Genomic DNA, 23,494 nt, shown 5'->3' on the forward strand with positions numbered 1-23,494 from the left:
GTGTCCGAGGTGACCGCCCTGACGAGCATGGTCGGGTTCAGCAGTTCCGCGCGGGCCATGTCGCTGGTGGCGTTCACGGCCGTCGCCACGATCACGCTGCTGCTGTGCGTGATGACCGGACCGGACCGCGACGACCTCGACGAGTTCTACACGGGCTACGGCTCCCTGTCGCCGATGCGCAACGGCCTCGCCATCGCCGGGGACTACATCTCCGCCGCGACCGTCCTCGGCACCGGCGGCGTCATCGCCCTCGCCGGGTACGACGGTGTCGTCCTCGCCCTCAGCACCGCCCTGTCGCTGATGCTGCTGATGTTCCTGCTGGCCGAACCGCTGCGCAACGCGGGCCGGTTCACCATGGGCGACGCGCTCGCACGACGGATGCCGGGGCGCGCGGTACGCATCACGGCGTGCGCCGCGACCCTCGTCGCCCTGCTGCCGCTGATGCTGGTCCAACTCGCCGGCGCGGGCGATCTGCTGGCCTTCATCCTCGGCTTCTCCAGCGACTCCCTCAAGACCGGCTGCATCATCGGCCTCGGCACACTGATGATCAGCTACGCGGCGATCGGCGGCATGAAGGGCACCGCCCTCATCCAGATCCTGAAGATCGTGATGCTGCTCGGCTCGGGCACCGTGGTCTCCGCCCTCATCCTGCAGCGCTTCGGCTGGGACCCCGGGGCCCTGTTCGACACCGCGGCCCGCAACAGCGGCGTCGGAACCGCGTTCCTGCACTCCGGCCTGCAGTTCGCGGGCGGACCCAACCCCCGTATCGACATGATCAGTTCGGAGCTGACCGTGGTCCTCGGCGGCGCCTGCCTGCCGCACATCACCATGCGCATGTACACCGCGGGCAGCGCCCGCCAGGTCCGCCGCTCGATGTCCTGGGCGGTGCCCTGCGTGGCCGTCTTCGTGCTGGTCATCACGGTCGTCGGGTTCGGGGCCACGGCGCTGATCGGACGGACCGTGATCGCGGCCGCCGACCCGCAGGGCAACACGGCGTACCTCCTGGGATCCAGGGCCGCGTTCGGACCGGACGTGTCGACGGCCGAGACCCTCCTCTTCACGACCGTGACGACAGCGATCTTCCTCACGCTCCTCGCCTCGGTCGCCGGGATGATCCTCGCCTGCGCCAACTCCCTCGCCCACGACGTGTTCGCCGGGCGGATCCGGGAGCTGTCCCCGCGCCGCGAGATGACCCTCGCCCGCGTCTCCGCGCTCGCGGTCGGCGCACCGGCGATCCTGCTCGCCACCTTCGTCCAGCACCGCAGCCTGCAACCCCTGGTCACGCTGTCGTTCTGCCTGGGCGCCTCGGCCATAGCGCCCGCGCTGGTCTACGGCCTCTTCTGGCGCCGCTACACCCGCACGGGCCTCCTGTGCACCCTCATCGGCGGAACGCTGACCGTCCTGATCCTCATGACCGGCACCAACCTGGTCTCCGGCTCCCCCACCTCGGCCTTCCCCGAGGCCGACTTCAACTGGTTCCCGTTCACCACCACCGGCCTCGTGTCCATTCCCCTGGGCTTCGCCTACGGATGGCTGGGGACGGTGATCTCCGGGCGCCGCAAGGCGCAGGAACAGCGCAGACAGTACGAGGCGGTGGAGGGGTGGATCCTGGCGGGGGCGGTACGGAGAACGCCGTAAGGGTCAACGCCCCGCAAGGGGCGCGAGGCGTTGACGTCGTGCGGCTCCGCCGCGTGGGCGCGAGCAGCCGCAACCCGCCCGCAGCGTAAGAACGACCCACACCTCGCCCACTACTCCACCGGCGTCCGCCCGGTCAGCGTCATGAGACTCCTCCGCACGTGTTCCATCTGCGCCCGTACGTCGTCCCACCGCTCCCCGTGCTCACGCAGCACCCGCTCCGTCTCCCGAACGATCCGCTCCTCACGAACACGAGCCTCGGCCACCACCTCAGCGGCTCGCGCCATCGCACCTTCCTGCTCGAGCCTGGCCGCCTCCTCGGCCTCGGAGAGGGCACGCTCGGCCTCGGCCAACGCGGCCTCGGCGCGCACCCCCCGCTTCACGTGGTGCGCGTCGAGCCCGGCCGCCCGCTCCACCGCCGCACGCTCCGCCTCCTCCCAGCGCTCCGCGTGTTCCCTCTCCTGCTCGGCGAGGAAACCTTCGGTGCGCTGCCGCACCTCGCGCAACGCCGCCAGCGCCTCCCCCGGCCCTCCTTGACCGCGCGACGGGCGGCGATCCGCATCTCGTCGGCCTCGGCGCGGGCGGCGAGGAGACGGTGCCGGGCGCGCTCCTCGGCCTCGCCGCGCAACTCGTCGGCGTACGCCTGCGCCGCCTCACGCATGCGCCGCCCCTCCGCCTCGGCCTCCTCGACGGCCAGCCGGGCCGCGCTCCGCGCGTTCTCGCGCACCGCCGCGGCCTCCTCCTCGCCGAGCTCGCGAATCCGGCAGGCGCGCTCGCCGAGCGTCTCGTACGTCTGCGGGGCCAGCCGCGCCACGACCTCCCGCAGCCGCCCGACCTCAGCGTCCATCTCCTTGGCCAGGACGGTCAGCCGTGCGGCCCGTTCCCAGGCGGTGTCGCGGACCCGCGAGAGCGCAGCGAAGTACGCGTCGACCTGCTCGGGACGGTAACCGCGTCCCCGTACGGTCACGAAGCCGTGCGGCGACACCGATGCGCTGCTCATCCCTGGGCCCCTCTCCACTGTGCGACGTACAACACGATGTGGCGCACATCTTGGTGGATCAGGCGTAAGTGTTCATAACGCGACACTCCGCGCATTCGTAGCGGCCAGTCGCGTAAAAAGGGTTGGACCCGGTCATACGACCGGGTCCAACCCTTTCGGCTCCCTGACGGACCCTCAGCGCCGCATCACAGCAGGCCGTCCCACATCTGCTCCAGCAGCACCGACCACCAACTCTCCGGCGAGCCGAGCGCCGCCGGGTCGAGCGAGGCGAGCTGCGCCTGGAAGTCGACGGTCCAACGGCCCGCCTGCTCCTGGTTGAGCCCGAACCGCAGCCGCCACATCCGGCCGAGCAGAGCCAGACAACGCGCGAACTCGGGCAGCCCCGTGTTCACGAACTGCGGCGGCACCGAGGCACCGCCCGGACCCGCCTCCACCGGCACGGCCACGATGTTCGCGGTGCCGTACTGGACACAGATCGCCTTGCCGAAGTCACTGCCCATGACGAGGTACGAGCCCGCGTCCGCGGCCGGCTGCACCCCACGCTCCTGCGCCAGCTCGGCGAGCGTCGGCACCGGACGGCCCGGCTGCGCCTGCGCCCAGAAGAACGGGCCCATGTCGACCGGCAGTCCGGCCACCACCAGCGTGTGCGCCACGATGTTCGGCACACCCTGCCGCGACACCGCGGCCTGGTCGAACCGGAACAGACCAGGCCCGAACGCCGCCGCCAGCTCCTGCCCGATCGCCTCCGGCGGAACCGGCGGTGCGGGCTGCACCGGCGGAATCGGCGCCCGCACCGGCGCCGGACGCGCGGGACCGTCCGCCACCTGGTGCAACTCGCCCTGATGCGCGAGGAGCTGGTGCATACCCTGCTGACGGCTCGCGTGATCCGTGCCGTACGGCGCGATGCTGGTGATCCGCGCCTGCGGCCAGCTCTCCCGGATCATCCGCGCGCAGTACGCGCCCGGCAGCTCGCACGACTCCAACTCCGTGTGCAGCTCCAGAACTTGCTGCGGCGGCACGTTCATCGCGCGCAGCTCGTGCAGGATCTGCCACTCCGGGTGCGGGGTCCCCGGCGCCGAGCGCCGGATCAACTGCTGCTCGGAACCGTCCTGCGCGCGGTAGCGCAGTACGGCCTGATACCCCGGCCCGACGGTCGGCTGACCTGCCTGCGGGTAGCCGTACGCCGGAGGCTGCTGCCCCGGGGGCATCGGCTGACCGGGCATGGGCTGTCCGGGCATGGGCTGTCCGGCCATGGGCTGTCCCGGCATCGGCTGCGGCGCGCCCGGAGGCATGCCAGGGGCCTGCGGGGGCGGCGGTACGCCGGGACCGACGACCGGAGGACCGGCCGGAGGACCGGCCAGCATGGTGGCGGCGTGGTGGACACCGCCCGGGGGCGGGGTGCCCGGAGGCTGCGGAGCACCGGGCGCACCGGGTGCACCGGGTGCACCGGGCGTACCGGGCGTACCGGGAGGCTGGGGCGCGCCGGGAGCACCCGCGGGCGGACCCGCCAACATGGTCGCGGCGTGATGGACACCCCCGGGCGGCGTACCACCCGGAGGCTGCGGAGCGCCGGGCGCGCCAGGCACACCAGGAGCCCCTGGCCCGTTCGGGCCGAGCTGCGAGACGAGCTGCGTCGGTACGTACCCGCCCGCCGGGGTGCCCGGAGCACCGGGCCCGGACGACGGCGGCGGGGGCGGCGGGGCGCTCCCCGGCCGCACACCCGGAACACCCGGGGCGCTCGGCGGAGGCGGCGCGCTCACGCCACCACCCCGCGCGCCCCTCGGCGGCGCCTGCGCCTTGCTCGTCGCGGCGTCGGCGATGTCACCGGCGTTCGGCGGCAGCGGCCGCGGCGGCGCGACGGGGGCCTGCCCCTGCGGGTACCCGTACCCGGGCCCACCGGGCGGAGGCGAGCCCTGCGGAACACCGGGCGGCGGAGGAGGAGGAGGCGTCCCGGGAGCGCCACCGGGCCCCTGCGGGTAGCCGTACGCGGCCGGCGGTCCAGAAGGAGGCGTGCCCTGCGGAACACCAGGAACCGGCACACCAGGAGGCGGCGTGCCCGGCATGCCCGGTGCGCCCGGGCCTGCCTGTGGGTAGCCGTACGCCGGCGGGGCCGTGCGGTCGTCGACCGCGGGCGCCTGTGCCGTGCGCGGGAGTTGACTGCCGCCGGACATCAGAGCCGTCTTGGCGTCCGGGGTCACACCGGGCGGCGCACCCGGACCCGCCTTGTCGTCGGCGTCGGTCAGCGGCGGCGCGAACACGGTCGCCGGCAGCGGCACGGAACGGTCCTCGCCCCCGTCCCCGGCGGTGTCCGTTCCCGCCCACGGAGTCGCCGAAGCGGGCACGCCCGGCGCCCCCACAGCATCCCGCGGACCCGCGTCCCGCTCGTCACCGGTCGCGGCGGCGGGCCACGGCGGCGGCGCGTCCGAAGGAGAAGAAGGAGCGGGAGGAGAAGACGGGGAGGGGGGCATCGAACCACCCGCCGCGGAAGCCCGGTTGGCAGGGGAACCCGCGTGGGAACCCGCACCGGAACCCGCACCGACGCCGCCCCCGGTACCCGCGCCATGGGCACCGCCGGCCGTCGCACCCGCCCGCCGATCCGGAATACCCAGCTTGTCCGCCGCCTCCTGCAACCACTCCGGAGGGCTCAGCAAGAACGACGTCTGGTTCAGATCGACCCGGGCCGGAGGCGCCGGGGCCGCTTCCGGGGACGCCTGCGGCACCCCGTACTCCTCCTCGTACCGGCGGATCACCTCACCGACCGGCAGCCCGGGCCAGAGCGTCGCCTCCCCGCTGTCCCGCGCGATGACGAGCCGCTGCGCGCCCCCGTCGGAACGCGGACCGTCGACGCGGTCCTCGGCCCACACCACGAACCCGAGTTCGAACTCCCGCACCCGCACCTCACGGTGCTGGTACCCGGGCACCTCGCCGTTGATCCACTCTTCCGCGCGCTCCTGCGCCTGCGCGAAGGTCACCATCGGACGTTCACTCCCCCAGGGAAGAGACAGGAACGGCGCGCGCGAAGCCACCGTCCACCATCAGGTTCGCCACCGTCTCCAACTCCGGCGGATTGCCCGCGAGTCGGGACAGGAACTGGTCGAAGTCGGCGCCGCAGGGCAGCAACAGCCGCTGCACACGCTCGGCCGGCGGCCAGGCGTCCTGGTCGCGGGCATCGTCGTACGCGCAGAACCAGACCGACCCGATCGCGTCACCCTTCACCTTGACGGCGAGCAGGCCGCCCTGCACGAATCCGACGCACAGATAATCCTTGGTCAGATGGTCGCGCAGGCACTTGTTGATGTAGACGAGGTCGTTCACGGCGGCTTCCTCGCGCACCGTGAAGAACGGCTGGTCCACCAGCAGACCCAGTTCCGCGTCGAGCGCGGCACCGACCGGCGCGCACCCGCCCGCGGCCTTCAGGAAGGACCGATAGGCGCCCGGCAGCCGATAGCCGAGATCCTCCTCGACCCCGAGCACCTGCTGCTCGCTCACCGCGACCGACGACTTCGGCAGCCCGAAGTGCGCGGGCCGCGTGTCCTGCAACGGACGCGTCCCCCGCTTGCCGTGATCGACGGCCGCCGTCGCGATGCCGCCGTGATGCCGCAACAGCGCCTTGACCTCCACGGGGACGAGCTCCATCCGCCGTGTGCCCCGCACATGGTGCCAGGTCCAGCCATGCGGAGTGGCCACGGACGGAATCGTGTCCCACAGGTCGTGCCCCGCGGTGGCGAGCGCGGCGTTCGCCGACACATAGTCCGTCAACCGCAGTTCGTCCACGCCGAAACCCTCCGGGGGCTCGGCGATCTCCGCGGCGGCACGCGCGTACGGCGAGAAGTCGGGGTAGCCGTGCGCGTCGACCCGCACACCCCTGGGGTGGCGAGCGGCCCGGACCGGATCCGGGAAATGCACGACCTGCCCGGCGTAGGCCGCGTTCGGCGGCGCGGCTTGCTGCCCGAGCCGACCTGTCGTCATGGCGGTTGCCCCCTGCGGCGTTCTCAATGGCTGTGTGGATCGCGGATATCGACAGCCTATGCGGTGGGAAGACACCGGTCACCGGGCCTCCGGTTCCGTGACCTGCCGTCACCCCGCCGTGACGGTATGACGAAGCCCGGGCGTGTCGCGCGCCCCAGCTACCGCACCCGCCACGCCATTTGGCAGTCTGTAGCCGCATCGGGGGATGCATGGGAGGGAAGAACGATCATGAACGCGACACATACGGGCACGTCCGGGGACCCGCGCGTCGGCTGGAGCAGCGCCGAAGCGGCCCACGCACCCACCCTCCTGCACCGCCGCGACGGCATACTTCCCACCGTCGCCGCCGCCCTCTCCGTACGCGGCGCCACCCTCACCGGCACCGCCGCCCGCGGCGACCAGCCGCCCGCCCTTCACCCGCTGGTCCAGGACTTCCTCGACACCCTCACCAGCGCGCAACGCGACCGCTTCACCGGCCGCTGCGCCGAGGCGATCCTCATCTCCCGGCACATCGCCACCGTCGACGCCACCCGCAGCAAACGCGCCGCCCGCAAGCCGATGACCAACGGCGAGGCACGCAAAGCCCTCAAACAGGCCAAACTCACCGCACGCCGGATCCGCGAGGACGGCGACCCGCTGCACGGCAGCTTCGCCGCGCCCTGCCGCGCCTGCACGGCGCTCAGCGACCACTTCGGCGTCCGCGTCGTCGACCCGACCGCGACGACCGGCGGCTCCTGACCTCCCCCATCCCCGCACCCGTACGTACGGCGCCCCCGCCAGCGCGCCGATGTCCCGACCCTCGACGAACGAAGGGCAGATGCACGCCGACCGCTCCTCCACCACACGCTTCCCCGTACCCGTGGACGCCGCGCTGCGCTCCGCGGGGTGGCAACCCGGGCGCTGGGACATAAAGCAGGCCGAGTACTGGGCCGACGCGCTGCGGAGCCACGAGTCGTCCGCGGGACACCGGCACGCCGTGTTCCCCGCGGCGGTGGAGGCGTGGGCGGAATTCGGCGGACTGCACGTGAAGCCCTCCGGGCCCGGCCGTCAGCTGGCGCCGACCGCGCTCCACTTCGACCCCCTGCACGGCCTCCACATGGCCCGCACCCTCGGCGACCTCGGCCGCGCCCTGGACACCGAGGTCTGCCCCCTCGGCGAGGAGTCCGACTCCCGCGCCCTGCTCGCCATCGACTCCGAGGGCCGCGTCTACGCACTCGACCACACCGGCGACTGGTACCTGGGCCCCGAGATCGACACCGCCCTCACCACCCTCCTGTCCGGCATCGCCCCCGTCCGCCTGACCGCGGGCTGACGGCCGGCCGGCCACCCCCAGGGAGGGTTCTTCCGCTGCGGGTGAGTGAGGGCCGGGGCGCAGCCCCGCCCCCAGGGGCGCGGGGAACTGCGCGCTCAGCCCCCACCCACCCGCACCCAACGACCGCACCCCCCGAAGGGCCTACGCCGGGATCACCGCCGACACCCGGAACCCACCCGAATCCGTCGGCCCGGACACGAACACTCCCCCCAGCGCGGCAACCCGCTCCTTCATACCCACCAAACCGTTACCACCACTGGGCAGATGCATGGCCGACGCCGACCCCGGCTCCGGCGGACACTCGTTCTCCACCTGCATCGCGATCTCCGCGTCGCGATGAGCGAGCCGAACATGCGTCTTCGCCCCCGCCGCATGCTTGTGCACGTTGGTCAGAGCCTCCTGAACCACCCGGTACGCCGTCTGCTCGATCTCCGCCGCATACCCCCGGGTGTCACCCTCCACTGAGAGATCCACCACCATCCCCGCAGCCGCCGACTGCCCGACCAGCTCGTCCAGCTCGGCAAGACTCGGCCCCTCGGCCCCGTCATCGACCGCCCGCGAGGCCGCCACCGCGGCCGCCACCCCCACGGCCGCCAACGGCACCGACCGCACCCGCACGGACGACAACCCGTCCCCCGTACGCAGCACACCCAACATCTCGCGCAACTCCGTCAACGCCTGCCGCCCCATGTCCCCCACCAGCGCGGCGTTCTTCACGGCCTTCTCGGGATCCTTCCGCGCCACGGCCTGCAACGCCGCCGCGTGCACCACCATCAACGACACCCGGTGCGCCACCACGTCGTGCATCTCCCGCGCGATCCGTGTCCGCTCCTCGTTGCGCGCCCACTCCGCCCGCTCCTCGGCCCGCTCGGCGAGCAGCTGCAACTCCCGCTCCAACGAGTCCGCCCGCTCCCGCAGGCTCTCCATCAGCCGCCGCCGCGCCCCCACGTACAACCCGAGCAGCACGGGCGGCGCGGTCATCCCGATCGCGGTCGTGATGGAGACGAACGGAACGAACCAGTCCCCCATCGTCACGTCCCCGCGGACCATGCCCTGGTGCGCCCGCACGAACGTGACGATCAGCATCCCCGCGAAGGACATCCCCGCGAGCGCCCCGATGATCCGGCGCGGCAGCTCGGACGCGGCCAGCGTGTACAGCCCGACGAGTCCCATCAGGAACCCCATCTGGGCCGGCGTGATGGCGATCGACACCAGCACGACCGCGATCGGCCAGCGCCGGCGCAACAGCAGCACGGAGCCGGCGACCAGTCCGAACCCCACACCCACCGGAACCGGCAGGCCCGCGTCGCGCGCGAACGGAATCCCCTCGACCGCGCACTCCACCGCCGACGCCGACGCGAGGCTCGCGTCCAACACCGCACTACGCCATCTGACCCACCACCACGGCCCGATACCGGCCGCGGTGTGCTCTTCCCCCGTCGTGGTCATGCCTCCAGCCTACGGTCGCACCCCGCCCCATTTCCGGTGACTTTCACCTCCTGGCCTCCACCACACCCCGCAATCGAACAGAAGCGAAACCCACCAATATCCCTCGAACTGCTGATTCACTCCCCGTTCGGCCACGGAAGATCACATTCAGCCCGGACGGTATGCCCATGGCACATCCACAGAACAAGTACGCGGATTTCGAGACCTTGCGCGAACGAGCGACCACGCTGCGCCGGGCGGGACTGAGCCTCCGGCAGATCCGGGACGAACTTCAGGTCCACAACAAGGAGACCCTCCAACGCCTCGTCGCGGGCGAGCCGCCCCCGGAGTGGACGAAGCGCCCGAACGCGAAGGACGACCTGCGGGACAGGGCCCGAGAGCTGCGGGGGCAGGGCTGGACGTACAACGAGATCCAGGCGGAGCTGGGCTGCTCGAAGAGTTCGGTTTCGCTGTGGGTGCGGGATCTGCCCCACCCGGAACCCCGCTGCACCCCGGAGGAACAGCGAGCCCGCATGAACGCGGGGCTCGCACGACTGCGCGCCGAGCAGGAGCGGGTACGCGAGGAGACCAAGCGCCAGGCTGCCGAATCCATCGGAGAACTGTCCGACCGGGAACTGTTCATGGCCGGAGTCGCCCTCTACTGGGCCGAGGGGCAGAAGAGCAAGCCGTATCAACGTCGAGAAGCCGTGATCTTCATCAACAGCGATCCCGGAGTGATTCAGGTCTACCTCGCGTGGCTGGATCTGCTGGACGTGCCACGAGAACGGCTGAACTTCCGCGTCATGATCCACGAAACCGCGGATGTGACCACCGCCGAGCGGTACTGGGCCGACCTCGTCGACATCGACGCCGCCGCCCTCCAGCCGACGACGCTCAAGAAGCACAACCCGAAGACCGTCCGAAAGAACGTCGGCGACGCGTACCGCGGTTGCCTCGTCGTCCGGGTTCTGCAAGGAGCCGAGCTCTACTGCCGCATTGAAGGCTGGTGGGGCAGAATCGTGGCCCAGACTCAGACCCGACTCGGGTAAGGTCTCAAGGGCCATCCCCCGTGGTGTAACTGGCAGCACACTGGTTTTTGGTACCAGTAGGACAAGGTTCGAATCCTTGCGGGGGAGCCACAGCACACAAGGCCTTGGTTCGGGCCCTGACAGCTCTGTCAGGGCCCGCTCTCATGTCCCCCCTGAAACGCCCCGGTATCCTGCGGATGTCCACACCCCAGCCATCCGAAGCCGAAGGGCATACCAGTGAGCGTCAATCCTCCGGCAGCCGTCGTCGTTCTCGCAGCGGGTGAGGGCACCCGTATGAAGTCGGCCACACCCAAGGTCCTGCACGAACTGTGCGGCCGCTCCCTGGTCGGCCATGTGCTCGCGGCCGCGCGCGCGTTGGAGCCGGAGAACCTGGTCGTCGTGGTGGGTCACGCCCGCGAGAAGGTCACCGCGCACCTCGCCGAGATCGACCCCGGCGTACGGACGGCCGTGCAGGCCGAACAGAACGGCACCGGCCACGCCGTACGGATGGGCCTGGAAGAGCTGGGCGGCGTCGTCGACGGCACGGTCGTCGTGGTCTGCGGCGACACCCCGCTGCTCAGCGGCGAGACCCTGCGGCAGCTCGCCGCCACCCACACCTCCGACGGCAACGCCGTCACGGTGCTCACCGCCGAGGTCCCCGACGCCACCGGCTACGGCCGCATCGTGCGGGACGGTGCCAGCGGCGCGGTCACCGCGATCGTCGAGCACAAGGACGCGAACGAGTCGCAGCGCGCGATCCGTGAGATCAACTCCGGGGTCTTCGCCTTCGACGGGCAGCTCCTCGCGGACGCGCTCGGGAAGGTGCGGACGGACAACAGCCAGGGTGAGGAGTACCTGACCGACGTCCTCGGGATCCTGCGCGAGGCCGGGCACCGGGTCGGCGCGGCCGTCGCCGGCGACCACCGTGAGATCGCCGGTATCAACAACCGCGTCCAGCTCGCCGAGGCCCGCCGCATCCTCAACGACCGCCTGCTCACCGAGGCCATGCTCGCCGGAGTGACCGTCGTCGACCCCGCCTCGACCTGGATCGACGTGACCGTCACCTTCGAGCAGGACGCGATCGTCCACCCGGGCACCCAGCTCCAGGGCGCCACACACCTCGCCGAGGGCGCCGAGGTCGGCCCCAACTCCCGCCTCAAGGACACCACGGTGGGCGCGGGGGCCCGCGTCGACAACACCGTCGCCGACAGCGCCGAGGTCGGGCCGCGGGCGAGCGTGGGTCCGTTCGCGTACCTCCGTCCGGGCACGCGCCTCGGTCTGAAGGCCAAGATCGGCACGTACGTGGAGACGAAGAACGCCACGATCGGCGAGGGCACCAAGATCCCGCACCTGTCCTACGTGGGCGACGCGACGATCGGCGAGTACTCGAACATCGGTGCGGCGAGCGTCTTCGTGAACTACGACGGGCAGGAGAAGCACCACACCACCGTGGGCTCCCACTGCCGTACCGGTTCGGACAACATGTTTGTGGCTCCTGTCACTGTCGGGGACGGCGCCTACACCGCGGCGGGCTCCGTGATCACCAAGGACGTACCCCCCGGTTCGCTGGCCGTGGCCCGTGGCCAGCAGCGGAATATCGAGGGTTGGGTGGCCCGCAAGCGTCCCGGAAGCGCGGCCGCGAAGGCGGCGGAGGCGGCCTCCCGGGAGCCGGAGGGCGAAGCCTGATCGGAAACAGGTGCGTCTGACACGGCGTACCGTGATAAGTGCACACCTCGCATAAATGCGCACCCGTACCCCCAGCTGAGAAGGCTTCTCGCACTCCGGTTGAGAAGGCTTCTCACGCCCCAGCTGAGACACCTCTGAGGAGACAGTGCTGTGACCGGGTTCAAGACGACCGGCGAGAAGAAGATGATGTTCTTCTCCGGCCGCGCCCACCCCGAGCTTGCCGAGGAGGTCGCCCATAAGCTGGGTGTCGGGGTTGTCCCGACGAAGGCCTTCGACTTCGCCAACGGTGAGATCTACGTCCGCTACCAGGAGTCCGCGCGCGGCGCCGACTGCTTCCTGATGCAGAGCCACACGGCTCCCATCAACAAGTGGATCATGGAGCAGTTGATCATGATCGACGCTCTGAAGCGGGCCTCCGCTCGGAGCATCACCGTGATCGTGCCCTTCTACGGTTACGCGCGGCAGGACAAGAAGCACCGTGGACGTGAACCGATCTCGGCGCGTCTGATCGCCGATCTGATGAAGACCGCGGGCGCCGACCGGATCCTCACGGTCGACCTGCACACCGACCAGATCCAGGGCTTCTTCGACGGCCCGGTCGACCACCTCTTCGCGCTGCCGATCCTGGCGGACTACGTCGGGGCGAAGGTCGACAAGTCGAAGCTCACCGTCGTCTCCCCGGACGCCGGCCGGGTGCGCGTCGCCGACCGCTGGTGCGACCGCCTGGACGCGCCGCTGGCGATCGTGCACAAGCGCCGCGACAAGGACGTCGCCAACCAGGTCACCGTCCACGAGGTCGTGGGTGACGTGAAGGGCCGCGTCTGTGTCCTCGTCGACGACATGATCGACACCGGTGGCACGATCTGCGCCGCCGCCGACGCCCTCTTCGCGCACGGCGCGGAGGACGTCATCGTCACGGCCACGCACGGTGTGCTCTCCGGCCCGGCGGCCGACCGTCTGAAGAACTCCAAGGTCAGCGAGTTCATCTTCACGGACACCCTGCCGACCCCGGGCGAGCTGGAGCTCGACAAGATCACGGTCCTGTCGATCGCGCCGACGATCGCCAACGCGGTCCGTGAGGTCTTCGAGGACGGCTCGGTGACGAGCCTGTTCGAGGAGCAGTAAAGATCCTTTTGGGTGTGGCCTCCCTGCCGAGTAGACTGCCCAAGTTGCTCGGCGAGGGAGGCCGCACTTTTTTGTGCGGCGGTCCGTTATCGACGCGCTCTTCGTAGCAGGCCGATTGTTTGGCCGGGTGACCACCTTCCCCAGATTTCTACGAGGAGTGCACATGTCCGAGGTCAAGCTCGCCGCCGAGACCCGCACCGAGTTCGGCAAGGGCGCCGCCCGCCGCATCCGCCGTGACAGCAAGGTTCCCGCCGTGGTCTACGGCCACGGTGCCGAGCCCGTCCACATCACGCTGCCGGGCCACGAGCTGCTGCTCGCCCTGCGCACCCCGAACGTCCTGCTCTCCCTGGACATCGAGGGCAAGACCCAGCTGGCGATCCCGAAGGCCGTCCAGCGCGACGCCATCAAGGGCTTCCTCGAGCACGTCGACCTGCTCCTCGTGAAGCGCGGCGAGAAGGTCACCGTCGAGGTCTTCGTGCAGACCGAGGGCGAGCTGGCCCCGGGCAGCTTCCTGCTCGAGCACGTGCTGAACACCCTCACGGTCGAGGCCGAGGCCACCCACATCCCGGAGTCGGTCACCGTCTCCATCGCGGGCCTGGAGGCCGGTGCCTCCATCCACGCCAAGGACATCCCGCTGCCCAAGGGCACCACGCTGGCGATCGACGAGGACGCGGTCGTCCTGCAGGTCCTGTCCGCCCAGGCGGAGGAGCCCTCCGAGGGCGAGGCCGCGGGCGACGAGGCCGCCGAGGCCTGATCGGCCTGATTCCCCCGGAATCTTCATCTGTGTCAGCCGCCGCTCCCCTCAGGAGCGGCGGCTGCCGCGTATCAAGGACACATGGGAGACACCGACGTGACGACCGATGCGGGCGCCCCCTGGCTGATCGTGGGCCTCGGCAACCCGGGCCCCGAGTACGCCATGAACCGGCACAACGTGGGCTTCATGGTCGCCGACCTGCTGGCGGAGCGGATCGGCGGCAGGTTCAAGCGGGCCGGCAAGGCACAGGCGCAGGTGATCGAGGGGCGTATCGGCCCGCCGGGCCCGGCGAACCGCCGGGTGATCCTGGCCAAGCCGATGTCGTACATGAACCTGTCCGGCGGCCCGGTGACCGCGCTGCGGGACTTCTACAAGGTGCCGACGGCGAACATCGTCGCGATCCATGACGAGCTGGACATCGACTACGGTGTGCTGCGCCTGAAGCTCGGTGGTGGCGACAACGGCCACAACGGGCTGAAGTCGATGACGAAGGCGATGGGCTCCGACTACCACCGGGTGCGGTTCGGCATCGGGCGGCCTCCGGGGCGGATGCAGGTCGCCGACTTCGTCCTGAAGGACTTCTCCTCGGCGGAGCGCAAGGAACTCGACTACTTCGTGGACCGGGCCTCGGACGCCGTGGAGTGCCTCGTCATCGAGGGGCTGGAGCGGGCGCAGGGCACGTACAACTCCTGAGCGGCTCTCCGGGGCGGTGCCCCGGGTGATCTTCGGGGCGGTCGATGTACGCGCACAACTGCCGACTTGTCGCCCACCGGAACCGACCGGAGTTGACCGGGCGCACAGCCATGGCCAAGGATCGCCGCCATGCCTGCCGTCGCCGCACATCGAGGCTCCCGTCGGAGCACACATCCGGCGCTGCGGTTCGGGCGGCTCGCGGCGATGGGTACGGTCGCGGCGCTGATCCTGATCGCGGGCGTCTGGGGTTCCTGGGGCACGGCTCAGCACGTGATGCTGAGCAAGGGCCGGGAGCAGGGGACGATGACCGTGACCGGGTGCTCCGGCGAGGTCTGTACGGGGACGTACGCGCCGACCTCGACGGGGTCGCGGGCGCGGGCGCGCGTCACCATCGACGAGGCGGTCGCGGTGCGCAAGGGCCGGACGTACACGGTGACGGTGAAACCCGGCAGCAGTGATGTCGTCCGTAGTGGTCCGGCGGGCGTTCTCTACGCCTGGGTCCCCTTGGGTGGCGCTCTGTTGCTCGCCTCGGTGGTGGTGGCGGGTGGCCTGCGACTGCGGCGGGCGGCGTGGGTGCTGGCGGGGGCGGGGATCGCGCAGCTGACGGCCACGTTCCTGCTTCTGTGACCTGGTCCTGAAGTGACGGGTGCTCGAAATCAAGGCTGCTTGAAATGAGCGGTGCCCCGCGTTCGTACGAACGCGGGGCACCGCTTTTGCGTGGGTCCCGCGGGCGTCAGCCGGTGTTGCGCAGTCCGGCCGCCACTCCGTTGACCGTCAGGAGCAGCGCGCGTGAGAGCAGCGGGTCCGGCTCGGCGCCGGCCGCGGCCTCGTCGCGCTGGCGCTTGAGGAGCGCGACCTGGAGGTAGGAGATCGGGTCCAGGTAGGCGTCGCGGATGGAGAAGGTCTGCTGGAGGACCGGGTTGGTGTCCAGGAGCTCCTTGCCGCCGGTGACGCGCAGTACCTCGCGGACGGTCAGCTCGTGTTCGGCCTCGATGGTGGCGAAGACGTGCTTGAGGTCGTCGGGGACGAGGGTGTCGACGTAGTGGCGGGCGATCCGCAGGTCGGTCTTCGCGAGGGTCATCTCGACGTTGGAGAGGAAGTTCTGGAAGAAGTGCCACTGCTCGTGCATCTCGTCGAGCACGGCGTCCCCTTCTTGCCGCAGGCCTGCCTCGCGCAGGGCCTTGAGGCCGGAGCCGACGCCGAACCAGCCGGGCACGATCTGCCGTGACTGGGTCCAGCCGAAGACCCAGGGGATGGCCCTCAGTCCGTCGAGACCGGCCCCGCTGTCGGGGCGGCGGGAGGGCCGCGAGCCGAGGTGCAGGTCGGCGAGCTGGTCGACGGGGGTGGCGGCGAAGAAGTACGCCGGGAGGTCCGGGTCCTCGACGAGTCGTCGGTAGGCGTTGTGGGCGGCGTCGGAGACGACGTCCATGGCCGCGTCCCAGCGGGCCAGCGCCTCGTCGGACTGGCGGGGGGCGGTGTGCAGGGCGGAGGCCTGGAGGGTGGCTGCGACGGTGAGTTCCAGGTTCTCGCGGGCGAGCGAGGGCACGAGGTACTTGTCGGAGATGACCTCGCCCTGCTCGGTCACCTTGATCTCGCCCTCCAGCGTGCCCCAGGGCTGCGCGAGGATCGCGTCGTGGGAGGGGCCGCCGCCGCGGCCGACGGTGCCGCCGCGGCCGTGGAAGAGACGCAGGCGTACGCCGTAGCGGTGGGCGACGTCGCGCAGGCGGCGCTGGGCGCGGTGGATCTCCCACTGGCTGGTCGTGATGCCGCCGAACTTCGAGGAGTCGGAGTAGCCGAGCATGACCTCCTGGACGTCCCCGCGCAGCGCCACGAGGCGGCGGTAGGAGGGGTCGGAGAGCATGTCCTCGAGGATCGTGTCGGCGGCCTTCAGCTCGTCCGTCGTCTCCAGGAGCGGGACGATGCCGATCTTGGCCCAGCCGGCGTGCAGGTCGAGCAGGCCGGCCTCCCGCGCGAGTACGGCCGCGGCGAACACGTCGTCGGCGCCCTGGCACATCGAGATGATGTACGACTCGATGACCTCGGGTCCGAAGATCTCCAGGGCCTTCTTGACCGTCCCGAAGACTCCGAGGGTCTTCTCACCGGCGGCGTCGAGGGGCGCGGGGGTCGGGGCGAGCGGGCGACGGGAGCGGAGTTCCTTGGCGAGGAGCTTGGCGCGGTAGTCGCGGGGCATGTCGACGTAACGCCAGGATTCCTCGCCGAGGCGGTCGAACAGCTGGCCGAGGGCGTGGTGGTGGGCGTCGGCGTGCTCGCGTACGTCCATGGTGGCGAGCTGGAGGCCGAAGGCGGCCAGGGTGCGGATGGTGCGGTTCATCCGGCCGTCGGCGAACAGGGCGCCGCGGTGCTCGCGCAGCGAGGTCTGGATGAGGGTGAGGTCGCGCAGGAGTTCGCCGGTGCCGAGGTAGTCGCGGCCCTCGTCGTGCGGGGTGCCCGTGGCGAGGCGCTGCTTGGTGTTCTCCAGCTTCTGCCGGATGCAGGTGGCCTTGAGCCGGTAGGGCTCCTCGGCGTTGAGGCGCTTGTAGCGGGGGCTGATCTCGGGGAGGCGTTCCAGGTCGCTCTGGAGGGATTCGAGGAGTTCCTCGGTGGCGCCGGTGTAGCGGATGGAGTTGGAGAGGAAGCCGCGGAGTTCGTCGATGACGTCCAGGGCGTCGTTGATGCCGTGTTCGTGCTGGAGGATCAGGACGTCCCAGGTGACGGCCGGGGTGACGTTCGGGTTGCCGTCGCGGTCGCCGCCGATCCAGGTGCCGAAGGTGAGCGGCCGGGTGTCGTCCGGGAGTCGCACACCGACGCGTTCCAGCTCCGCGGTGAGATCCTCCAGGACGTCGCCCACCGCGCCGGCGTGCAGCTCGTCCAGGTAGTAGATGGCGTTGCGGGCCTCGTCCGCGGGCTCCGGGCGGACCACGCGCAGCTCGTCCGTCTGCCACACCAGGTCGATGTTCTCGGCCAGCCGGGTGTCGTAGCGGCGGCGGTCGGCCTCGATGACGGGGGTCTCGAGGAGCGCGGCGATACGGCGCAGCTTGTTGAGGACCGAACGGCGGGCGGCTTCCGTCGGGTGGGCGGTGAAGACCGGGCGGACGTTCAGGTTCTTGACGGTCTGCTTCAGGTGTTCGGGGTCGGCGTCCTTGAGCCGGTCCGCCGTTCGGGCGAGGAGTCCGCCCTCGGCGGCTCGCTTGGCGCGCAGCTCGCGGCCGCGGTGCACCTGCTCGGTGACGTTCGCCAGATGGAAGTACGTGGAGAAGGCGCGGACCAGCTTGGCCGCGGTCTCCAGTTCGGTGCCGCGCAGCAGCTCGGCGGCTGCCTCGCCGTCCTCGCGGGTCAGGCGGCGGACCTTCTCGACCAGTTCCAGGAGCTCGGGGCCCTCCTGACGGACGAGGGTCTCACCGAGCAGGTCGCCCAGGCGGCGGATGTCGGCGCGCAGCTCGCTGCTGGTCGTCGTGGTCTGGTCGTCGGCACTGCTCACAGGTGCGGCTCCTTGCAGTGTGGAAGCTCGTCTGAAGCTCGTCAGGGAGGGAACCCGGATGGTGGTCGCGCGGCGGGGTGCCGCTTAGGGACGTGGCATCCGGGAAGAAAACAGAACGGACCGCGCTGTCCGACCGAATCCAAGGATAGGTGTCCATGCGGACGCGCAGGCTGTTGGGCTCTTGCCGCCAGGCTGCGCGCTGCCATACTTACGACGCCGTAAGTTACGGATGCGTAGGACCTCCCGTCAGCTGACAGGAGGACTCTGAGATCCCGTGACCGGCCACCTCCCCCGCCCTCGAACCCCACAGGGGATGCTCATGCCCACGAGTTCCGACGTGATCGACGACGCCCCGCGGTCGCCCGACGACGCCTCGCTCCCCGCTGCCACGCTGGGTGGCGAGCGGAAGGGGTCACTCGAACAGATCACGCTGCTTCTCTTCATCGCTGTTCCGTTCGTAGCCCTCGTGGCAGCGGTGCCGCTGGCCTGGGGCCGGGGGGTGAGCTGGCTGGACATCGGCCTGCTGGTCTTCTTCTACTACCTGGGTTGCCACGGCGTCACGATCGGCTACCACCGCTATTTCACGCACGGCTCCTTCAAGGCGAAGCGCCCGCTGCGGATCGGGCTGGCGATCGCCGGTTCGATGGCGGTCGAGGGCCCTGTGGTCCGTTGGGTCGCCGACCATCGCAAGCATCACAAGTTCTCCGACGCCGAGGGTGACCCCCACTCGCCGTGGCGCTACGGGGAGACGGTGCCGGCTCTGATGAAGGGCCTGTGGTGGGCGCACATCGGCTGGATGTTCGACCAGGAGCGGACCCCTCAGGAGAAGTACGCGCCGGACCTGATCAAGGACCCGGCGATCCGCGCGATCTCGCGCCAGTTCATCTACTGGACGATGCTGTCCCTCGCTCTCCCCCCGCTGATCGGTGGTCTGGCGACGATGTCCTGGTGGGGCGCGTTCACCGGCTTCTTCTGGGGCTCGCTCGTCCGGGTGGCGCTGCTGCACCACGTCACCTGGTCGATCAACTCGATCTGTCACGCGGTGGGCAAGCGGCCCTTCAAGTCGCGGGACCGCTCGGGCAACGTGTGGTGGCTGGCCGTGCTCTCCTGCGGTGAGTCCTGGCACAACCTGCACCACGCCGACCCGACCTCGGCGCGGCACGGCGTACAGCGTGGCCAGGTCGACTCCTCGGCGCGGATCATCCGCTGGTGCGAGCAGCTCGGCTGGGCGTACGACGTGCGCTGGCCGTCACGCTCGCGTATCGATTCGAAGCGCAACACGGAGGGGTCGGCCTCCCGGGGCAAGACGGAAACCGCTGAAGCGGCATGATTGACAGCGTGGCGACCGACTCCAGCAGCACCCCGAGCAGCAGTGAAAAGCCGCGGCGTGCGCGCCGCACCCGCATGACCGGTGCGGAGCGCCGTCAGCAGCTGCTGGAGATCGGTCGCACCCTGTTCGCGGCGAAGGGCTTCGAGGGGACGTCGGTGGAGGAGATCGCGGCGAAGGCCGGCGTCTCCAAACCGGTGGTCTACGAGCACTTCGGCGGCAAGGAGGGGCTGTACGCGGTGGTGGTGGACCGCGAGATGCGCCGTCTGCTGGACATGGTGACCGGTTCCCTCACCGCCGGTCACCCCCGCGAGCTGTGCGAGCAGGCCGCGTTCGCCCTCCTGGACTACATCGAGGAGTACACGGACGGCTTCCGGATCCTGGTCCGCGACTCGCCCATTCCCCAGTCGACGGGTTCCTTCGCCTCGCTGATCTCGGACATCGCCACCCAGGTGGAGGACATCCTGGGCCGTGAGTTCAAGCTGCGCGGCTTCGACCCGAAACTGGCTCCCCTGTACGCCCAGGCCCTGGTCGGCATGGTCGCTCTGACGGGTCAGTGGTGGCTGGACGTCCGCAAGCCCCGCAAGGCGGAGGTGGCGGCCCATCTGGTGAACCTGGCCTGGCACGGCCTGGACGGTCTGGAGCCGAAGCCGCGTTTGATCGGGCATCGCAAGTCCTAGGACCCGGGCTGTTCCATGGATCCGAGCTGCTCCACGGACCCGAACGGCTCCAGGGACCCGAGCCGCTCCCAGGATCCGAACGGCTCCACGGATCCGAGTGGCTCCAGGAACTCCAGTCGGTTGCCGACGGGGTCCTCGGAGTAGAAGCGGCGGTGGCCGGGGAGGTTGTCGTCCCAGGTGGCCTCGGCCTCGTGGGCCCGCAGGCGGGCGGCGAACTCCTCGATGCCGGTGACGCGCAGCCCGGGGTGGGCCTTCTTCGCGGGCCGGAAGTCCTTCTCGATCCCCAGGTGCAGGTGCACGGCCCCCGCCCGGAACCAGCAGCCGCCTCGGGCGGCGAGGACGGGCGGTTTGGGGATCTCGGTCATGCCGAGCACCTCGACGTAGTACCCGCGCAGGAGGTCCTCCGAGCCGGGCGGGGCCGCGAGCTGGACGTGGTGGACGGCGGCGAGCATCCGCTCACGCTCCCTTGTGCGCCACGGCGAACAGGCGGCGGAAGGGCAGCACCGTGCCGTACGGGGCGGCCGGATAGGCGTCGCGCAGCAGGTCGCGGTATGCGGTGACGAAGGCGTCGCGGGCCTCCGGGTCGTCGGCGAGGGCCGTCAGCACCGGGCGCAGCCCTGTGCCCTTCACCCAGTCCAGTACCGGATCCTCACCGGTCAGGATCTGTTCGTACGTCGTCTGCCAGACGTCCGTCTCGCAGCCGAGGCGGGCCAGTCGGTCCAGGTAGACCAGCGGTTCGTGGACGGAGTCCTCGTGTCGCAGGACGTCTTCGAGGCGGTCCTTCCAGCGGGCGGAGGCGGCGAGCTCGCGCATCAGGGCGTGCAGGGGCGCGTCGATGTTGTCGGGGACCTGGAAGGCGAAGGTGCCGCCGGGCGCCAGTGCGGCGATCCAGTCGCGGAACCGTTCCAGATGCCCGGGCACCCACTGCAGCGCCGCGTTCGACACGATCAGGTCGTACGTCTCCGTGGGCGTCCAGGTCGCCGCGTCCGCGTGGGCGAAGTCGAGGCGTCCGCCGCCGGCCGTGGGGCCCGCGTACGGCTGTGTCCTGGCGAGCATCTCGGGTGAGTTGTCGTACCCGGTGATGCGCGCGGTGGGCCAGCGGTCGGCGAGGAGGACGGTCACGTTGCCGGGGCCGCAGCCGAGGTCGGCGATGTGGGGCGGGGTGCCGGGGAGGTCGGGGACCCGGGCGAGGAGGTCGATGAACGGGCGGGCGCGGTGGCCGGCGTGGCGCAGGTACTGGGCGGGGTCCCAGGTGGGAGTGGTCATGTCTGCTACTTTCCCCTCACGTATATCTCGACGTCAAGAGACTTGATATCAAGAGACTTCATGTCGACACAACCACTACACTGATCGTCATGGAGGACGAGGTCGATCGGCTGGTCGCAGCATGGCGCCGGGAGCGCCCTGACCTCGACGTGGAACCGCTCGAGGTACTCAGCCGGGTGAGCAGGCTCGCCCGGCACCTGGACCGCGCCCGACGGTTGGCGTTCTCCGAGCACAGCCTGGAGCCCTGGGAGTTCGACGTGCTGACCGCACTGCGGCGCGCGGGCTCCCCGTACCAGCTCTCCCCCGGCCAGCTGCTCACGCAGACGCTCGTCACCTCCGGCACGATGACCAACCGCATCGACCGGCTGACGAAGAAGGGCCTGGTGGAGCGCCTCCCGGACCCGAGCGACCGCCGGGGCGTACTCGTGCGCCTCACGGACGAGGGACGCGACCGCGCCGACCAGGCGCTCGCCGGACTCCTCGACCAGGAGCGCGCGATCCTGGCCGAACTCAGCAGGGCGCAGCGCGGTGAGCTCGCGTCCCTGCTACGCCAGCTGACCGCCCCGTTCGACAACATCCCCGGTTAGGTCGACGGGCCCGACCCCGGCCCGGCGGGCGAGGGCGACCGCGGCGAGCGTCGAGTGGACGCCCAACTTCCCCAGCACGTTCTGCATATGGGTCCGGACGGTGTGCGGGGAGAGGAACAACCTCTCCGCGACGGCCTTGCGCCCCAGCCCCGCGACCATGCACCGCAGCACTTCCCGCTCCCGCGGCGTGAGCGACTCGACCAGCCGCTCGCTCTCGGTGCGGTGCTTGCGCGCGGCGGTCAACTCCCGCAGGACGCCGGTGAGCAGGGCGGGCGGCAGATGTGTCTCGTCGCGCAGCACACCCCGTATGACGGTGAGCAGCCGCGACAGGGAACAGTCCTTGGCGACCCACCCCGAGGCGCCGGCCTGCAGTGCGAGGGCGGCGCGGCGCGGATCGTCCTTCTCGGCGAGGACGACGATGCGCACGCTCGGCTGCCCCGAACGGACGCCCGCGACCAGCGAGATGCCGTCGACGAGCCCGTCCTCGTTGCCCTCCTGGACCGGTACGGCAGGACGGGCGCCGGGCAGATTGCCGCCCAGGTCGGCGTCGACGAGGAGCACGTCGAATCTGCGGCCCTCCGCGGACGCCCGCTCCAGGCAGCGCAGCGCGGCCGGGCCGCTGCCCGCGGCGGACACGTCGACGTCGGGCTCGGCGGCCAGGGCGGCGGCGAGCGACTCGGCGAAGATGCGGTGGTCGTCGACGACCAGGACACGGATGCGAACCACTGATACCCCCACTGGTCGGGGGACGGACCGGCGCAGGTACGACACCCGAAGTGATCCCGAGCCCGCTCGAACTCGGAAAACGGGGTGCCGCAGCCGCACGGCCGCCGCCGTGCTGGAACTGCTACCCCCACTTCGGGCGTCGTACCCGACTGTCTCGCCCCCTGATCAGCACCGGCCCCCACCGGCGCTGTTCACAGGGTACGACCGGGGGCGGGCAGCGGAAGGCAATTTGCAGAACTGATTGGCCGACGCGTTTATGGTGAGCCGTATGTTTCGTATGGAGACAGGAGACGACAAAGACCGGCGTGATCTGCTCCGCCGGCGACTGCGCGACACGAACACACAGGCGTCCCCGATCCTCCGCGCTCTGCGCGGCACCCCCGCCGAACGGGAACTTCCGCTCCACGTCTGGGCCTTGGCCGCCGACGGGGCGCTCGCGGGCGGGCTCGTCGGACACACCTGGACGACATGGCTGCACGTGACATACCTCTGGGTGGACACGCCCCACCGCGGCGCGGGCCTCGGCGGCCGGCTCCTCGCCGAGGCCGAGCGCCTCGCCCACGAGGAGCGCGGCTGCCGCGACTCCCGCCTGGAAACCTGGGACTTCCAGGCTCCCGATTTCTACAAGAAACACGGCTACGAGGTCGTATGCGTGATCCCCGACTATCCCCCGGGAATCACGGAATACACCCTGACCAAGCCGTTGTCCTGACCATGACTCCCCCGCCTGCGAACACCGGTCACCCCGAAGCTTTCAGGGGCGCGGGGAACTGCGCGCCCAGCCCCCACGGTCCGCAGAC

At 70.6% G+C, this 23,494-nt stretch carries 20 protein-coding genes, 1 tRNA gene and 1 pseudogene; 14 read left to right on the forward strand and 8 right to left on the reverse strand.

Annotated elements, in window-relative coordinates:
- Nucleotides 1–27: 27 nt before the first annotated feature.
- Nucleotides 28–1,638 (forward strand): sodium/solute symporter, encoded by a 1,611-nt coding sequence (locus tag AAFF41_RS21000; protein ID WP_319749058.1) that lies wholly within the window; start codon nucleotides 28–30, stop codon nucleotides 1,636–1,638.
- A gap of 110 nt (nucleotides 1,639–1,748) precedes the next feature.
- On the opposite strand, the pseudogene AAFF41_RS21005 reads toward AAFF41_RS21000, so the two are convergent.
- From AAFF41_RS21005 to AAFF41_RS21015, 3 genes and pseudogenes are all read right to left on the reverse strand, one after another.
- Nucleotides 1,749–2,635 (reverse strand): annotated as a pseudogene (locus tag AAFF41_RS21005) (cellulose-binding protein).
- A gap of 185 nt (nucleotides 2,636–2,820) precedes the next feature.
- Nucleotides 2,821–5,610, reverse strand: coding sequence for an SUKH-4 family immunity protein (locus AAFF41_RS21010; protein WP_343324414.1), 2,790 nt, complete (start codon nucleotides 5,608–5,610; stop codon nucleotides 2,821–2,823).
- Between the two features lie 7 nt (nucleotides 5,611–5,617).
- Nucleotides 5,618–6,604 carry an SMI1/KNR4 family protein gene (locus AAFF41_RS21015; protein ID WP_319748968.1) on the reverse strand — a complete coding sequence of 329 codons (987 nt, stop codon included), beginning with the start codon at nucleotides 6,602–6,604 and terminating at the stop codon, nucleotides 5,618–5,620.
- 228 nt (nucleotides 6,605–6,832) lie between these two features.
- Between AAFF41_RS21015 and AAFF41_RS21020 the strand changes: the two genes are divergently transcribed.
- The gene (locus tag AAFF41_RS21020) at nucleotides 6,833–7,342 is read left to right on the forward strand and encodes a YwqJ-related putative deaminase (protein WP_319748969.1); all 510 of its coding nucleotides are present in this window, start codon (nucleotides 6,833–6,835) and stop codon (nucleotides 7,340–7,342) included.
- 79 nt (nucleotides 7,343–7,421) lie between these two features.
- Complete coding sequence (locus tag AAFF41_RS21025) at nucleotides 7,422–7,916, forward strand: SUKH-3 domain-containing protein (RefSeq protein ID WP_319748970.1); 495 nt, start codon at nucleotides 7,422–7,424, stop codon at nucleotides 7,914–7,916.
- A gap of 141 nt (nucleotides 7,917–8,057) precedes the next feature.
- Here AAFF41_RS21025 and AAFF41_RS21030 read toward each other — a convergent pair whose 3' ends face one another.
- On the reverse strand, nucleotides 8,058–9,365 hold the full coding sequence (locus AAFF41_RS21030) for a sensor histidine kinase (protein WP_343324415.1): 1,308 nt from the start codon (nucleotides 9,363–9,365) through the stop codon (nucleotides 8,058–8,060).
- Nucleotides 9,366–9,532: 167 nt separating this feature from the next.
- On the opposite strand from AAFF41_RS21030, the gene AAFF41_RS21035 reads away from it, so the two are divergent.
- The 7 genes from AAFF41_RS21035 to AAFF41_RS21065 all read left to right on the forward strand — a co-directional run bounded on the left by AAFF41_RS21035 (nucleotide 9,533) and on the right by AAFF41_RS21065 (nucleotide 15,257).
- Nucleotides 9,533–10,393 carry a hypothetical protein gene (locus AAFF41_RS21035; protein WP_319748972.1) on the forward strand — a complete coding sequence of 287 codons (861 nt, stop codon included), beginning with the start codon at nucleotides 9,533–9,535 and terminating at the stop codon, nucleotides 10,391–10,393.
- 14 nt (nucleotides 10,394–10,407) lie between these two features.
- A tRNA-Gln gene (locus AAFF41_RS21040) sits at nucleotides 10,408–10,483 on the forward strand.
- 126 nt (nucleotides 10,484–10,609) lie between these two features.
- A complete protein-coding gene (gene glmU, locus AAFF41_RS21045) occupies nucleotides 10,610–12,058 on the forward strand; it encodes a bifunctional UDP-N-acetylglucosamine diphosphorylase/glucosamine-1-phosphate N-acetyltransferase GlmU (RefSeq protein ID WP_079090348.1) in 1,449 nt (482 codons plus the stop codon).
- A 150-nt stretch (nucleotides 12,059–12,208) separates the two neighbouring features.
- Nucleotides 12,209–13,183, forward strand: a complete 975-nt coding sequence (locus AAFF41_RS21050; RefSeq protein ID WP_054233019.1) for a ribose-phosphate diphosphokinase — start codon at nucleotides 12,209–12,211, stop codon at nucleotides 13,181–13,183.
- Nucleotides 13,184–13,346: 163 nt separating this feature from the next.
- Entirely contained in the window at nucleotides 13,347–13,937 is a 591-nt protein-coding gene (locus AAFF41_RS21055; protein ID WP_060901807.1) for a 50S ribosomal protein L25/general stress protein Ctc, read from the forward strand.
- A gap of 81 nt (nucleotides 13,938–14,018) precedes the next feature.
- The gene (gene pth, locus AAFF41_RS21060; protein ID WP_067376219.1) at nucleotides 14,019–14,630 is read left to right on the forward strand and encodes an aminoacyl-tRNA hydrolase; all 612 of its coding nucleotides are present in this window, start codon (nucleotides 14,019–14,021) and stop codon (nucleotides 14,628–14,630) included.
- 129 nt (nucleotides 14,631–14,759) lie between these two features.
- Nucleotides 14,760–15,257 carry a hypothetical protein gene (locus AAFF41_RS21065; protein WP_319748973.1) on the forward strand — a complete coding sequence of 166 codons (498 nt, stop codon included), beginning with the start codon at nucleotides 14,760–14,762 and terminating at the stop codon, nucleotides 15,255–15,257.
- 106 nt (nucleotides 15,258–15,363) lie between these two features.
- Here AAFF41_RS21065 and ppc read toward each other — a convergent pair whose 3' ends face one another.
- Complete coding sequence (ppc, locus tag AAFF41_RS21070) at nucleotides 15,364–18,108, reverse strand: phosphoenolpyruvate carboxylase (protein ID WP_319748974.1); 2,745 nt, start codon at nucleotides 18,106–18,108, stop codon at nucleotides 15,364–15,366.
- Between the two features lie 319 nt (nucleotides 18,109–18,427).
- Between ppc and AAFF41_RS21075 the strand changes: the two genes are divergently transcribed.
- Nucleotides 18,428–19,438 (forward strand): acyl-CoA desaturase, encoded by a 1,011-nt coding sequence (locus tag AAFF41_RS21075; protein WP_343324416.1) that lies wholly within the window; start codon nucleotides 18,428–18,430, stop codon nucleotides 19,436–19,438.
- The gene (locus tag AAFF41_RS21080; protein WP_075027284.1) at nucleotides 19,435–20,115 is read left to right on the forward strand and encodes a TetR/AcrR family transcriptional regulator; all 681 of its coding nucleotides are present in this window, start codon (nucleotides 19,435–19,437) and stop codon (nucleotides 20,113–20,115) included. The genes AAFF41_RS21075 and AAFF41_RS21080 overlap by 4 nt, the downstream gene beginning before the upstream one ends.
- Here the strand turns inward: AAFF41_RS21080 and AAFF41_RS21085 are convergent.
- Both AAFF41_RS21085 and AAFF41_RS21090 read right to left on the reverse strand, forming a co-directional pair.
- On the reverse strand, nucleotides 20,112–20,567 hold the full coding sequence (locus AAFF41_RS21085) for a VOC family protein (protein ID WP_343324417.1): 456 nt from the start codon (nucleotides 20,565–20,567) through the stop codon (nucleotides 20,112–20,114). The two genes, AAFF41_RS21080 and AAFF41_RS21085, sit on opposite strands and share 4 nt — an antisense overlap.
- A 4-nt stretch (nucleotides 20,568–20,571) precedes the next feature.
- A complete protein-coding gene (locus tag AAFF41_RS21090) occupies nucleotides 20,572–21,381 on the reverse strand; it encodes a trans-aconitate 2-methyltransferase (protein ID WP_319748977.1) in 810 nt (269 codons plus the stop codon).
- A gap of 89 nt (nucleotides 21,382–21,470) precedes the next feature.
- On the opposite strand from AAFF41_RS21090, the gene tamR reads away from it, so the two are divergent.
- Nucleotides 21,471–21,968 (forward strand): MarR family transcriptional regulator TamR, encoded by a 498-nt coding sequence (gene tamR, locus AAFF41_RS21095; RefSeq protein ID WP_060901813.1) that lies wholly within the window; start codon nucleotides 21,471–21,473, stop codon nucleotides 21,966–21,968.
- Here tamR and AAFF41_RS21100 read toward each other — a convergent pair.
- Nucleotides 21,927–22,694, reverse strand: a complete 768-nt coding sequence (locus tag AAFF41_RS21100) for a LuxR C-terminal-related transcriptional regulator (protein WP_267062053.1) — start codon at nucleotides 22,692–22,694, stop codon at nucleotides 21,927–21,929. The genes tamR and AAFF41_RS21100 overlap by 42 nt on opposite strands.
- A 256-nt stretch (nucleotides 22,695–22,950) precedes the next feature.
- Here AAFF41_RS21100 and AAFF41_RS21105 point away from each other — a divergent pair, with 256 nt between their 5' ends.
- Entirely contained in the window at nucleotides 22,951–23,406 is a 456-nt protein-coding gene (locus tag AAFF41_RS21105; protein ID WP_319749059.1) for a GNAT family N-acetyltransferase, read from the forward strand.
- The last annotated feature ends 88 nt before the right edge of the window (nucleotides 23,407–23,494 follow it).

It is taken from the genome of Streptomyces mirabilis (genome assembly GCF_039503195.1).
In the GTDB taxonomy this organism is placed as follows: domain Bacteria; phylum Actinomycetota; class Actinomycetes; order Streptomycetales; family Streptomycetaceae; genus Streptomyces; species Streptomyces mirabilis_D.

Excerpts from the sequence above, each read along its gene's own strand:
- AAFF41_RS21030 (WP_343324415.1), bottom strand. The coding sequence starts at position 9,365 with ATGACCACGACGGGGGAAGAGCACACCGCGGCCGGTATCGGGCCGTGG.
- AAFF41_RS21000 (WP_319749058.1), top strand. The coding sequence starts at position 28 with ATGGTCGGGTTCAGCAGTTCCGCGCGGGCCATGTCGCTGGTGGCGTTC.
- AAFF41_RS21025 (WP_319748970.1), top strand. The coding sequence starts at position 7,422 with ATGCACGCCGACCGCTCCTCCACCACACGCTTCCCCGTACCCGTGGAC.
- AAFF41_RS21085 (WP_343324417.1), bottom strand. The coding sequence starts at position 20,567 with ATGCTCGCCGCCGTCCACCACGTCCAGCTCGCGGCCCCGCCCGGCTCG.
- AAFF41_RS21105 (WP_319749059.1), top strand. The coding sequence starts at position 22,951 with ATGGTGAGCCGTATGTTTCGTATGGAGACAGGAGACGACAAAGACCGG.
- AAFF41_RS21010 (WP_343324414.1), bottom strand. The coding sequence starts at position 5,610 with ATGGTGACCTTCGCGCAGGCGCAGGAGCGCGCGGAAGAGTGGATCAAC.
- AAFF41_RS21080 (WP_075027284.1), top strand. The coding sequence starts at position 19,435 with ATGATTGACAGCGTGGCGACCGACTCCAGCAGCACCCCGAGCAGCAGT.
- AAFF41_RS21055 (WP_060901807.1), top strand. The coding sequence starts at position 13,347 with ATGTCCGAGGTCAAGCTCGCCGCCGAGACCCGCACCGAGTTCGGCAAG.
- AAFF41_RS21075 (WP_343324416.1), top strand. The coding sequence starts at position 18,428 with ATGCCCACGAGTTCCGACGTGATCGACGACGCCCCGCGGTCGCCCGAC.
- AAFF41_RS21035 (WP_319748972.1), top strand. The coding sequence starts at position 9,533 with ATGGCACATCCACAGAACAAGTACGCGGATTTCGAGACCTTGCGCGAA.
- tamR (WP_060901813.1), top strand. The coding sequence starts at position 21,471 with ATGGAGGACGAGGTCGATCGGCTGGTCGCAGCATGGCGCCGGGAGCGC.
- AAFF41_RS21020 (WP_319748969.1), top strand. The coding sequence starts at position 6,833 with ATGAACGCGACACATACGGGCACGTCCGGGGACCCGCGCGTCGGCTGG.
- AAFF41_RS21090 (WP_319748977.1), bottom strand. The coding sequence starts at position 21,381 with ATGACCACTCCCACCTGGGACCCCGCCCAGTACCTGCGCCACGCCGGC.
- pth (WP_067376219.1), top strand. The coding sequence starts at position 14,019 with ATGGGAGACACCGACGTGACGACCGATGCGGGCGCCCCCTGGCTGATC.
- AAFF41_RS21015 (WP_319748968.1), bottom strand. The coding sequence starts at position 6,604 with ATGACGACAGGTCGGCTCGGGCAGCAAGCCGCGCCGCCGAACGCGGCC.
- AAFF41_RS21065 (WP_319748973.1), top strand. The coding sequence starts at position 14,760 with ATGCCTGCCGTCGCCGCACATCGAGGCTCCCGTCGGAGCACACATCCG.